The 12,820-nt window shown below is 29.3% G+C and carries 10 protein-coding genes; 3 read left to right on the forward strand and 7 right to left on the reverse strand.

Annotation, left to right across the window (positions count from 1 at the left end):
• The first annotated feature begins 1,244 nt into the window (after positions 1 to 1,244).
• A complete protein-coding gene (locus PNO30_RS00690; protein ID WP_271986765.1) occupies positions 1,245 to 2,186 on the forward strand; it encodes an ISL3 family transposase in 942 nt (313 codons plus the stop codon).
• The gene (locus tag PNO30_RS08950) at positions 2,186 to 2,518 is read left to right on the forward strand and encodes a transposase (protein WP_420319622.1); all 333 of its coding nucleotides are present in this window, start codon (positions 2,186 to 2,188) and stop codon (positions 2,516 to 2,518) included. The genes PNO30_RS00690 and PNO30_RS08950 overlap by 1 nt, the downstream gene beginning before the upstream one ends.
• Positions 2,519 to 2,838: 320 nt before the next feature.
• On the opposite strand, the gene PNO30_RS00695 is transcribed toward PNO30_RS08950, so the two are convergent.
• The 4 genes from PNO30_RS00695 to PNO30_RS00710 all read right to left on the reverse strand — a co-directional run bounded on the left by PNO30_RS00695 (position 2,839) and on the right by PNO30_RS00710 (position 6,118).
• Positions 2,839 to 3,252: a hypothetical protein gene (locus PNO30_RS00695; protein WP_271986767.1), complete on the reverse strand. Its 414-nt coding sequence runs from the start codon at positions 3,250 to 3,252 to the stop codon at positions 2,839 to 2,841.
• A complete protein-coding gene (locus PNO30_RS00700) occupies positions 3,245 to 3,904 on the reverse strand; it encodes a hypothetical protein (protein ID WP_271986768.1) in 660 nt (219 codons plus the stop codon). Before PNO30_RS00700 ends, PNO30_RS00695 begins: the two co-directional genes overlap by 8 nt.
• Before the next feature lie 225 nt (positions 3,905 to 4,129).
• On the reverse strand, positions 4,130 to 4,363 hold the full coding sequence (locus PNO30_RS00705) for a hypothetical protein (protein WP_271986770.1): 234 nt from the start codon (positions 4,361 to 4,363) through the stop codon (positions 4,130 to 4,132).
• A gap of 345 nt (positions 4,364 to 4,708) precedes the next feature.
• Positions 4,709 to 6,118: an oligosaccharide flippase family protein gene (locus PNO30_RS00710; RefSeq protein WP_271986771.1), complete on the reverse strand. Its 1,410-nt coding sequence runs from the start codon at positions 6,116 to 6,118 to the stop codon at positions 4,709 to 4,711.
• A 338-nt stretch (positions 6,119 to 6,456) separates the two neighbouring features.
• Between PNO30_RS00710 and PNO30_RS00715 the strand changes: the two genes are divergently transcribed.
• Positions 6,457 to 9,369, forward strand: coding sequence for an SEC10/PgrA surface exclusion domain-containing protein (locus PNO30_RS00715; RefSeq protein WP_271986772.1), 2,913 nt, complete (start codon positions 6,457 to 6,459; stop codon positions 9,367 to 9,369).
• Between the two features lie 113 nt (positions 9,370 to 9,482).
• Here PNO30_RS00715 and PNO30_RS00720 read toward each other — a convergent pair whose 3' ends face one another.
• From PNO30_RS00720 to glf, 3 genes are read right to left on the reverse strand one after another with little or no spacing between them, the layout of a single operon-like run.
• Complete coding sequence (locus tag PNO30_RS00720) at positions 9,483 to 10,592, reverse strand: glycosyltransferase family 1 protein (RefSeq protein WP_271986774.1); 1,110 nt, start codon at positions 10,590 to 10,592, stop codon at positions 9,483 to 9,485.
• Positions 10,593 to 10,625: 33 nt separating this feature from the next.
• Positions 10,626 to 11,654, reverse strand: a complete 1,029-nt coding sequence (locus PNO30_RS00725) for an acyltransferase family protein (RefSeq protein WP_271986776.1) — start codon at positions 11,652 to 11,654, stop codon at positions 10,626 to 10,628.
• On the reverse strand, positions 11,647 to 12,750 hold the full coding sequence (gene glf, locus PNO30_RS00730) for a UDP-galactopyranose mutase (protein WP_261086813.1): 1,104 nt from the start codon (positions 12,748 to 12,750) through the stop codon (positions 11,647 to 11,649). Before glf ends, PNO30_RS00725 begins: the two co-directional genes overlap by 8 nt.
• Between the last annotated feature and the right edge of the window lie 70 nt (positions 12,751 to 12,820).

Raw genomic sequence — 12,820 nt, forward strand, 5'->3', positions numbered from 1 at the left:
TAGTTGTTTTCTACCTGTTTACAACTTTAGAGACTAATAAGTAGCCTAGATATTCAAAATAGAACGTCAAGACATTTTCACTAGAAAAAAATTAAAGTAGAAAAATAGTAAAATAGTACTACTTAATATAGCATAGCTTCCTCCTAATTTTAAAAATCAACCAAATTTTATCAAGAACCGAAATAGGACAAATTTCTCTACTTTATAAATTATTCTTTTATATTCATTCTATGAACTCCTTTATTGAATTATATACAAAACTAATGTAAACTATTATTTGAGAAAAGAAAGAAATCTTATTAAATATTGCGAGGTAATAAAAATAGAAAATCAGACTTTTAATTTCACTATAACTATCGTCAGCTTATTAGCGAATATCTTTACAATAATTAGTTTTTTTAAAAACTCTAATCAAACATCTAATTATTTCATACAGCAAAATCAAGTTAATATTAATAATTACAATACTCCACAAAGTATTAATAACTATGTTTATTCTCAAAATAAACAGACTATAAATAAGATTATATCGTATTTTTTTCATATAATTTTTGTAATTATTTTTATATATAACTTTTATATTGAAATACATAACATTATGGAAACTAATGGTATATTAACTAAATTTGCTACTACTATGAATACTATTTTCATTAGTATTCTAACTATAGTAAATAATTCTATATTTTCAATGACTCTTCTAATTATATTATTTTTCTTTAGTAGCAATATAATATTTATAGTTTCAAAAAACTTCAAATTATTAAGTATTCACTCTATTATAATGTTGTCTTTTATATATTTAGCATATAATATAAAAAAATTTAATATCAGTATGATTAAAATAACCAGTGTGAATAATAGTATAATTATCAATCCCATATTAGAAGAGTTAATTAAATTTATCCCTATTCTACTAGCTATATATTTAATATGTATTTATTGGGGATATATTGAACAATTTATAAAAAAAGAGTATAATTTAAATCTTATTAAAGATAAAATAAAAATATATCGTTTTTATTTTCTTTGTCTTTTATCAATTGTTATCAATTTAATATTCTATTACTATCTTTAATCTTTCTTTTCTCTTTCGTTTGAGGATTCCTTAATACTATATATAATAAATACGGTTGATAATAAATATCAGCCGTATTTAAATTTATAAAAAAATAGAAAAGAATGTAAACTTCCTTTATAATTTAAGTATGCGCAAAAAATCAAGAAAGGAAATTTACATTCATATGTGTAATTATAGAAAATCTCTTAAAATAACGCTACAAATAACTGACGAAAATATAAAAATTCTAGATAAAGCAGAGAAAATTGAAATAAATGGTTGTAAGTATTTAGTTTATTACGGGGTATTAGAAGCTTCATCTAACGCTTGTCCTTATTGCCAAGAATGTAAGATAATTAATAACGGCTATAGAAAAGTAAAAGTTAAATTGCCCGCTATTTCTGACAAACCAGCTATCTTATACTTAAATAAACATCGCTTTATATGTAGAGGTTGTCGTAAATCCTTTACAGCTGAAACTACTGAGGTTAGGAAGAATTCTAATACTTCTAAAAATCTAAGAGCTGGCATTATTAAAAGATTATCTAAAGAGAATACTCCAAAAGAAATAGCTGAATCTTGTACTGTATCTACTAATACTGTATTAAGAGTACAATGTGATTTATCTAAAACTCTAGAAAGACCTAAAACTTTACCTTATTATATGTGCTTTGATGAAGTTTCTTCTACTTCTGATAGTATAAGTAAAATGAGCTTTGTGTATGCAGATGCATTAACTCATAAAGTGCAAAATATACTTCAAGGAAGAACTAATAAGATTATAAAAGACTACTTCCTATACTATTCTTATCAAGAACGTTGTAAGGTTAAGGCAATAGTTATTGATATGAACTCTGGTTATAAAAGTATCACTAGAGAACTTTTCCCTAATGCGAAGATAGTCATTGATAGATTTCATATTGTTCAGTCAGTTAATAGAGCTTTTAATAAATATAGAGTTTCATTTATGAATAGTATTAAAGACAAAAATAAAGAGTTATATAGACAATTGAAATGTTATTGGAAAAACCTTCTTACTAGTTATGATGAATTAGATAATGGTACTCACAAGAAGTTTAAATACTTTAGTATATCTCTACCGAACAAGATATCGTCAACTATCTAATTAAGCAAGATTCGTGTTACTGGCTTATTCAAGACCTTAGGGAAGCTCTTGAGAAAGATGATTTCGATAGATTTAAAGCTTTAATTAATGATAAATCTACTTTACCTAGATATATGTTTACATCTATTAAAACAATAAGAAAATATAAAAGACAGATTAAAAATACTATGTATTACAACGGGCTATCCAATGGTCCTTTAGAAGGTATTAACAATAAAATTAAAGTTATCAAACGTATTTCACATAGATATGTAGCTTTAAAGCTAAAATACTCCTTGTATTTAGCTTATTTACACCTTCAGAAACTAATAAGAAACCTAGATATTCTATAGAAGATCGCCAAGCTATCCTAACTAAAAAGAAAGAAATAAAATTAAAACGAAAAAATAGGAAAAAAGCTATACTACTTAATATAGCATAGCTTTCTCCTAATTTTCAAAATCAACCGAATTTGAAAAAGGATCTTTTTAGGGAATATTATCCTAAAAAGACCGATTTAAGTATTATAAATTTAATTGAATTAGTTAAAAATATAATTTAATTAAATAATAGACCACGAAAATGTCTATACTATAAAACATCATTAAAAACATTTATAAATGAATTTGAATTATTATGATGATTACAATGTTGTATTATTATTTGAAATTCATCAATATATTAAATCATTTAAATTTTTTAAATCTCTTTCATTTAAAGGTATTTCATCGTAGTCATCTTTTTGTAGCATTTCCTCAACTCTATTAAACAAATCATCACAAACATCAGAACGAATCGTTGTTTTCAAACTATCACTGTACGATACATTAGAAGAAGTAAAAACTTTATCACAATCTATTCTAGTCTTCTTATAAAACGGATTCCTAGATGAATCGGGATCCTCATCATGATAATTCGTTATTGGATTCTTTATTAACATATATGGTTTGAGAGTTTGACATTTAATATATTCATATCTTGAATTAGCTTGATTTCTACATATGTACATATGTGGGCTAAAAGCCAATTTGCTAGAGATATTAGGAAACGGAACTTTCATTCTTATGACATCTTTCTTTCTAATCAATTATAAATCTCCCTTCTTCATCTAATTCTACAAATACAGGATTATAAATATCTTGATTTTTTGAAAGTTCAGATAAAATATCATGATAATTTTTAGGCAATTTCTCATAGTCTGAGTTGGAAAATACAAAGTTTTTTTCTCCCAAAGTTATGACAGTAGAATTTTCAACAATTTCTGTTGGATACATTGAATCAAGAGTATTAATAAATCTAATATCCTCAGAAGTAAAATCAGATTCATTTAAGTCAACTTGATATGCTCCTTCCTCATTTATAAGTTTTTCCTTTGAACTCCATAAATTCATCTCATGCGTAAGATCAGATAATTCTTTCTCAGTTAATGTTCTAACAATAAAGGAACATTTCTCTGCTCTTTTTTCATTAATATTTTCACTATTTTTTTGATACGCTTCTTTTACAGCTTTATCAAAACTTATTCTTTCCTTCGTATAATCCCCCCATACATCACTGAAAACAGGTCCATTTTTATATCCTCTTAAACGCCTAAAATCAGGTTGTTCTTTTGCTACTTTAGTAAAAGACTCATAAAAAAACAAAAATTTTTGCAATTTTAAAGGCGTATTATATGATTCGCTATTGTGTTCTTTTAACCAACCGCTAAGTGTAAGTTTTCTTGAATTTGAATTAACCATACTAGTTCTCCTCTCATAGATAATATAACAAATGAAAATATCATAGTAATATTAATATTTTATAATCTCAATCAGATACCCTTTTTCTCTATCATTATACCACCATTCTTCACTTTTTACTATCAAAAACTAGAATTCACGGTCAATTTAGCACGATTATTAAATACCCGAATAGCAAATAAAATCAATATTAAATACTAACTTAATTTAAAGATAAATTTAAAATCATCTCAGAGCATTCAAATTCTTAACAAAATGAAGTAATTCTTTTAATTTCTCTATCTCCTTCTTTTCTCTTAGATATAAATAACAATCAAAACAGCCCTTCATTTCTTCATTATCTGCCAATTCTGTACAAAACTTATTAATCTGGAATACTTCTCCATTTGAAACATTGCTTTTTTTGGCTAGTTTACTTATTTCTTTTTCTAAATTCATATATAATTCTTTCTCAGTCATAATTCCTTCTCCTTCTAAAATCTTATATATACATTATACAATTATATTTTTATCTTTTCAATTTAAAACAATTCGTATATTTTTAATATATCCATATAAAATTTTTATTAACACCAATTTTTAAAATATTCCTCATAGAAAATTAACAATTAAAACTACCCCCTTAATTTCATAAGTAAACCAATTAAATTTCAAAAAATTTAACTTAGTGATTAAAAATATAAAACTCTAAATAACCAATAAATAACATTCATTTTCCTAGCACTTATAATCCTGCAATACTCATTTAACTTCACGTATTGGTTTTCCATAAAAAATATATAATTATCTTTTTAACTTAAGCTGTTACCTAAGCATCCCCTTTATCTCTTTGACGTTAACAGTTTTCAGTAAGAATAACATACCTAAGTAACTAATTCCACCAACTGCAAGGTAAATCACAAGACCTACAATTCCAGCAAATCCTAACGTCATTTTACAAAACATTACAGCTCCGAACATTACAAGGGATGACAATATGATTTTTGCTAAATCTTTGTTGAACAATAAGTTCTTGTTAATAATATTACGGCTATAATACCATTGGATGGCAAATACTAAAATTTCAACAACTACAGATGTTATACTCGCTCCGATATATCCGAAAAATGGAATAACAGCAATGTTAATAGCCACACTGACAAAGGCAGGAATCGTTGTCGATAGCATAAACTCCTTGTTTTTATTTCTTACTACTAGTACTTGATATCCAAGGATATTCGTCCAACCTACAAACATAATGTTGAACACAATAATATATAATACATACTTAACATCTTGAAAGTTTTGTCCTAAGAATAATTTAACAAACACTTCATTTACCGCAATTAGACCAAAAATCATAGGGAAGATTATAAGGTTATACAAAATGAATGAGAATTTCACCATATTTTTCGCTTCCCTATCTTTTCTTTCAGAAAGAAGATTCGCAACCCTCGGCAACATAACAACTCCTAGTGAACTAACAACCTTAAGTAATATACTAATTAATTTTTGACCTTGTTCGTAAATTCCAACATCCGAGTACGATCCTAAAAGTCCTAATAACGTTCTATCTAAAACAACATAAAGTGATATCGCTACTTGTGGTAAAAATAACAATACAATAGGATGTAGATTTTTCTTAATAGCATTCGCATTAAATGAAGGACGTTTTATGAATTTCTTCGCCGGCACCCACATTACAAATTGTCCTAAGAAATCAAAGATAACAATTAAAAATACATAAAGATATAAGTCATCACTACTTTTAACAAAGGTAAAAATACTGATTACTCCAATAAGCCTAATAACTACGTTTCTTATTGTTATTTTCTTGAAATCTTCTTTACCTGAGAATAGCCACGAGATGTCAATCATATTTGCAAATAGAGTAATCCCCACTATTAATGGTAGTATACCTCCCATCTGTGGGATACTAAATATCGATATTACATAAACAGAAATTGCTAATATACTCGCGATAAGTTGAATCGCATATATATTCCAAAATGCGCTACTTACATCACTTGCAGCCGCTATTTGCTTCGTACCATAAACACCAATACCTAACATCGCAAATAACGAGAAATAACTCACTATAGAATTATAAAATACATAATTCCCTAAAGCTTCACTAGTGAAAATTCTCGTAACATACGGAACCGTTACTATCGGTAATATTATCGTTAATATTTGATACGAAAGATTATATAAATAATTTTTTATTACTTTCATTATATTTCCTCATCACATATGAAAAACCCCTAAAAATAGGAGATTTCTAAATTTTTATTACTAGTATAAGTATACGGAATTTATCTCCATATTTCAACTATTTCTAAAATAAATTAATAGAAAAATATATCACCATTTCAAATATATTTCATTATAAAATTTTATTAATAAATATTTACTCCAAAACCTTGTATTTTAATAATAACTATTAATTTAAGAAACTATTAAAAATAACGTAAATAATTTGAGTTAGTTTGATAATTATGATAGAACAAATTATATTTATGTACTTATAAATAACTAAAAAATAGAAATATAAAGGAGAACTTAGTAATATTATGAAGAAACAAACGTTTTCATTAAGAAGAAGCAAACTTGGGACAGTTTCTGCATTAGTAGGACTTAGTATCGTTGGAGCTGTTGCTTACACTGACGGTAGTGCATTAGCTGCTGATACTACTCCAACTTCTACTAATGCTACTGAAAGTAAAACTACAGTAACTAAAGAACAATTACAAGACGCCGAAAAGAAAGTATTAGACACTAAAGCTGCTATCGAGGAAAAAGAAAAAAAACGCCCTGAATTAGCTTTAATCGCTAAAAAAGCTAATAGTGAAGAAAAATATGCAGCTGAGAAACTAAGCGAAGCTACACCTGCTGCTATTCAAAAAGCTAAAGACGATGCAGCTAAAGCTGCGGAAGATGTTAAAGCTGCGGAAGATGATCTAAAAGCTAAAAAAACTGATCAAGAAACTCTTACTAAAGATGTAGCAACAAAACAAGCTAATGCTGATAAAGCAAATACTGCTGTTGATACTGCCACTAAAAAAGTACAAGACTTAGAAAATGGTACTCCATCTCTAACTGCAGCTGAAAAAGCTAAAGCTGACGCTGAAAAAGCTAAAACTGATGCTGAAAAAGCTAAAACTGACGCTGAAAAAGCTAAAGCTAACGCTGAAAAAGCTGATGCTGATGCAGCTAAAAAGGTAACTACTTTAAATAATGAGTTAACTACTAAAAAACAAGCTTTAGCAGAAAAAGAAAAATCACTTAAAGATCTTGGAGACGCTCCTCAAGGATACGATTTCTCTGATGTTAAATTTAATTTAGGTGCTGACTTTGCAGCTGCATTAAATGAACGTGCTAAATTGATGGGTGAAAATGATCCAAACAACACTGGTGATGGACGTGCCAACGAACTTAACACAAGAAACCAAGCTGAAGTAACTGCTAATGCTGAAAAATTAAAACAATTAGCAAAAACTAATATGGCTAAAAATACATACACTAATACAACTGACACACGTGAAGTTGATATTTGGAACTTAACAGCTGATCAAAAGAGAGAGATTAACTTATTCGGTCTTCACATCGTTAACCAAATCCGTGAACAACTAGGAAACCCTAAAGTTAAGACAACTGTAGGTATGGAAAAATTTGCAAATGAAGCTGCAACTAACCGTAACAACGCTAAATTCCAAGGAACTACTAATCCAAATGATCCTACAGAGAATTCTAAATATAAAAAAGTTCTTAAAGGTAGTAGCTTCAATTATGCTAACTATGACTACGATGGAATAAACGCTGCTGCTAGAGCAAATGGTTTATCATATAAAACTGATAACAATCAAAACCAAGCAGATATTATGCAAGTTACTAAAAACCCTCGGGATGGTAAGTTTATTGAAGAAAAGAGCTATCCTTCACTACAAGAAGCTGCTAATCCAAAATTTACAATGACGATGGGACAACTAAAAGAGTATATTTTTGAAGCATACAAACAAAAAATGTTTACTAACGATGAAGATTTTCGTGGAAGTAATTATCACCGTAAATGGGAAAATGCTCTATCAATCGGTGGAAGTATCGCTTTCCGTAAAGATGGAGAAGGAAACAAGCTAGGGCGTAAAGCTTCTGAATATAATGCAACAAGTGTTACTGCTACCGTGAGTGTTAATCCAAAACAATTTGGAACTGAATATTACTCTAATCTAGAGATTTTTGTTCACAACTTCCAAACAGCGGGTGAAAATACAGCTCCTGGTCAAGATACAAACAGTATAGTTCTTGATCCAGCTAAATTTAATGCGACTGAAATCAAAAATGATCCAACAGCTGCAAAAGAATATAGTGCTAAAAAACAAGCTGCCGAAAAAGCAGTTAAAGACGCACAAACTGAGGTTACTACAGCTCAAAACAACTTAGATGCTGCTAAGCAATATAAAAATCAATTACCAGTCGCTGAAAAAGCTCTTCAAGATGCAACTAGCAAACTTACAGCTGCTGAAAAAGCTCTTCAAGATGCTGAAACTAACTTAGACAACTTACGCAAAGGTATTAGTAATAAATCCGATGAAATTAATAATGCTAAAACTGCTCTAGAAACAGCTAAACAAGAAGCTGAAAAAGCTAAAACTGCTCTTGCTGAAGCTAAGGCTAAATTAGCTAAGGCAGATGAAGACGTTAAAAAAGCTGCTCCTTCAGTCATCTTTAAATTAGCTGCTAAAAATGAAGCAGAAGAATTAGTACGTTCTCTTGAAAATGCTAAAGAAAATTATGCTAAAGCTAAAGCTGATAAAGAGACTGCAGATGCTAAATTAAAAGAATTAGATTCATGCTTAGCTGATAAACACACTGAACTTGCTAAATTAGAAGAAGAATACAAAAACCTTCTAAAACAATACATAGGTAATTTAACTCAGCCTGGAAATCCAGAATTAACATTCACTGAAGAAGTTAAAGAAGAAGAAATCAAATTCAACGTTGTAGAAGAATTAGATTCATCTCTTAAAGAAGGAGAGCGTGTTGTTAAAACTAAAGGTGTTACAGGTCGTAAATCTGTTAAAACTATCACATTTAAATCAGGAAATACTGTAGTTGATACAGCTAGAGAAGAAACTATTCTTACTCCTGCAGTTGATGAGGTTGTGGCAGTAGGACCAAAAGTTCCTGAACAAACACAACCAGGTAACCCTGGCACTCCCGGAGTTTCTGGTAACCCTGGCACTCTTGAAGTTCCTGGAAAACAAGAAACACCTGGTGCTTCTGAAGAGCCAAAACCAAAACCTGGAAATCCTGGTTCTCAAAAAACTCCAAGTACTACTGAACAACCTAAAGCTCCTGTTCAATCTCAAGTTAATGCTAAACTAAAAGCATTACCTAACACTGGACAAAGCGAAAATGGAGTTGCTTCAGTTGCAGCACTTGCTGCTTTAGCTATTGCTGCTAGATTAAGAAAAGCAAAAAACTAATTAACTAAAATGATAAATAGAGGTGAAGGCACGCTTCAACCTCTATTTTCATATCTAAAAAATAGGATTCAAAGTATTCATTAGAACACCTTGAATCTTATTTTTAATTTATCTTATTTATCTAATAAAATATTCTCTATTTTCTTAGTTTCAGAAACTAAATCAAATCCTTTTTCTATTAAATTATTCTTAACTATATTTGTATCAATTCTTTTTTCTTGGTGTAGTTCTAATATTTTTTCAGCCCATTTAATTGGAGAATCATTTAATGAAAGATAGTAATAATTCGAATTTACTATAACCTCAGGCGGAATGACATCCGAAGCAAGTATAGGAATACCATTTGCTTGAGCTTCCAATAGAGCTACTCCCAGACCTTCAAATCTTGATGGGAATATGAAGAAGTCAAACATACTACACAAGTCCTCAACATCACTTCTCATTCCTAGAAATTCTACTTTATCTCTTATCCCTAGTTCTGTTGCTTGTAATTCTAAACTACTCGTATCTCCCCCACCAACTAGAAATAGCCTTGTTTTATCTTTTCTTTTAGTAAATTCAGAAAATACATCTATAATAAATTCTTGATTTTTTTGGTAATCTATCCTTGCAACATTACCTATAATAAACTCTTCATCTGTTATATTAAACTCTTTTCTAAGTTTAATTCTCTTTTCTTCGTTAAAAATAAATTTATCAATGTCAATCGCATTAGGAATCCACTTAACTTTATCATGAATTTTCTTCGGAAACATCCATTCAGTAGCTTGTTTGCTACACGACCAGAAATCAGTAGCATAGTGATGAACAAATTGCTTTGTAACATCATGAACTAAATTAGAAAATTGCTTAGCTGTAGTTTTAGCGTTATGTGAATGTAAAATTATTTTTTTCACGCCATATTTTTTTGCCATTTTCATATTCCCTAAATTAACAATCATTAAGGCATTAATCCAAACTGCATCATAATTACCTTCTTTAAATACTTTTTCCAGAGCTTTTTTATAGCGTACAGGTTGTTCCCTTCTTCTTGGCACTCTATGGTATTGAATTGGGCTTTTAGATAATCTATCAAAATCTTCTTTAAACCCTATCTCACCCTCACGAGTACATACGAAATCTAAGTGGAACTTGTCTTTATCCATGTATGTAAAGAAATTTTTTATGACACTTTCCATACCACCTCTATTATTTGTCATCCCAAAAACTAATATTTTATACATAATTAAATCCTCTCATTCTTAGTTTAGATATTACTATCTAAAGTTAATGTATTTTTGTGGCATCAATACAATATTGATATACGGAATTTTTTTAAGGATATTAGTAGCTACTATCGATAAAAACCAACCTAGTACTAATCCACAGATTATATGTATATATACTGATGTGATTCCTGCTTTTAACATAATTATTCTTAACATACTACAAATCGGAGCATGTAATATGTATATTCCTAAACTATCCTTACCATATTTAGAAAAATAGTTAAAGAACCTTGGAAATACCTTCTCTAATCTAGGATATATTACAAATGCTACTCCTACACTTACTATAAATGCAATAGCCCATAACTGTGGTGTATCATATGTTACATACATTTTCTTCACATTTGGTCTGTAATAAATCGACCAACATAACATATAAATTATATCGAAGATTACAGCTCCACCAACCACTAACTTGATACTTAATTTACTTAAATCTACTGAACGTAGTATTGCCCCTAACATGAAGAACATTCCCCATACTAGTGTTTTTTGAACTATGTAGATATCGAAATTCATTAATAGAGAAATTACAAAACTTACTCCACTAATTATAAATAATATCTCTTTTCTTTTTATATAGACAGACAATAATCCATATATCATTGATATAATCCATAAAGTATATAAATACCACGATACTCCAAGTGGAGTCTTATATATATCAATTAAATTATGTATTGTCGTTGGAACTCTTACTGATGATCCAGCTGCTTTTTGCAGAATAAAATGAATTATAGAGTAGAATATATAAGGCAAACCTAATATTACAGTTCTCTTTAATGCATACTTCTTAAAAATTTTTAAGTCTTCTACAGGTTTGAAGAAAAAACCTGATAAAGCAAAAAATACCGGTATATGGAAAATATAAACCTGAGATGTTATTGTTATTAACATCTTATCATAGCTTGGAAATTTCCCAGATTCATATAACCCTAAAAATACATGACCTAATAGAACTAAAAAGATTGTAAATCCTTTCCCAAAATCTATCCAGTTTATTCTATTTTTAGTCATTATTACCTAATTCCTCTCTTACTACATTAAGAGCTCTTTCTATTACTACGTGCATATCATAATATTTATAGTCCGCAAGACGTCCGCAGAAGATAACATCTTTACCTTTTGCTTCTTCTAAATACTTTTGATACATTTCATTGTTTTTAGCGTCATTAATTGGGTAGTATGGTTCATCTCCACGTTTCCAATCTACTGAGTATTCACGTGTAATAACTGTTTTTTCTTGAGTTCCTTTTTCGAAGTGTTTGTGCTCGATAATACGAGTGTAAGGAACTTCGCGTTCTGTGTAGTTCACTACAGCATTACCTTGGTAATTCTCTTCATCTAATACTTCATGCTCAAAACGAAGACTTCTGTATTCTAATTCTCCATGTTTATAATCAAAGTATTGATCGATCATTCCTGTAAATACAACTTTTTTCGCACTTGCTTCTAACTCTTCACGGTTCTCAAAGAAGTCTACATTTAGTTCTACTTCAATACCTTTTAACATGTTTTCAATAATAACATTATATCCACCGATTGGAATACCTTGGTATCTATCATTAAAGTAGTTGTTATCGAATGTGAAACGTACTGGAAGACGTTTAATAATAAATGGTGGTAGTTCAGTTGCACTACGTCCCCATTGTTTTTCTGTATAACCTTTAATTAAAGTTTCGTATACGTCAGTACCAATAAGTTTGATAGCTTGTTCTTCTAAGTTTTTAGGCTCACTATCTTGCAGATGAGCTGTTTGTTCAGCGATTTTTGCTTTTACTTCTGCAGGAGTCTTAGTTCCCCATAATCCATAGAAAGTATTCATGTTGAAAGGTAGATTGTATAATTTACCTTTGTAGTTTGCTACCGGTGAGTTAATATAGTTGTTAAACTCAGCAAACTGATTCACATAATCCCAAACTTCTTTGTTAGAAGTATGGAAGATATGTGCACCATATTTGTGAACGTTTATTCCTTCAACGTTCTCACAATAAATGTTCCCACCAATGTGGTCACGTTTATCAATTACCTTTACTTTTTTTCCTTGTTTTGTTGCTTCATGAGCAAAGATTGCACCTGACAATCCAGCTCCTACTATTAAATAATCGTACATTTGTTCCTCCTATAAATGACTATATAACTTATCATATTTTTATTTTTCAACTTTAAATTAAACTTATATT

It is taken from the genome of Gemella haemolysans (assembly GCF_028308085.1).
Classification (GTDB): Bacteria; Bacillota; Bacilli; order Staphylococcales; family Gemellaceae; genus Gemella; species Gemella haemolysans_D.

What these genes read in the sequence shown, in the direction of transcription:
- PNO30_RS00690 (WP_271986765.1), top strand. Translation starts at nt 1,245, where the DNA reads ATGTGTAATTATAGAAAATCTCTTAAAATAACGCTACAAATAACTGAC.
- PNO30_RS00700 (WP_271986768.1), bottom strand. Translation starts at nt 3,904, where the DNA reads ATGGTTAATTCAAATTCAAGAAAACTTACACTTAGCGGTTGGTTAAAA.
- PNO30_RS00705 (WP_271986770.1), bottom strand. Translation starts at nt 4,363, where the DNA reads ATGACTGAGAAAGAATTATATATGAATTTAGAAAAAGAAATAAGTAAA.
- PNO30_RS00710 (WP_271986771.1), bottom strand. Translation starts at nt 6,118, where the DNA reads ATGAAAGTAATAAAAAATTATTTATATAATCTTTCGTATCAAATATTA.
- PNO30_RS00715 (WP_271986772.1), top strand. Translation starts at nt 6,457, where the DNA reads ATGAAGAAACAAACGTTTTCATTAAGAAGAAGCAAACTTGGGACAGTT.
- PNO30_RS00720 (WP_271986774.1), bottom strand. Translation starts at nt 10,592, where the DNA reads ATGTATAAAATATTAGTTTTTGGGATGACAAATAATAGAGGTGGTATG.
- PNO30_RS00725 (WP_271986776.1), bottom strand. Translation starts at nt 11,654, where the DNA reads ATGACTAAAAATAGAATAAACTGGATAGATTTTGGGAAAGGATTTACA.
- glf (WP_261086813.1), bottom strand. Translation starts at nt 12,750, where the DNA reads ATGTACGATTATTTAATAGTAGGAGCTGGATTGTCAGGTGCAATCTTT.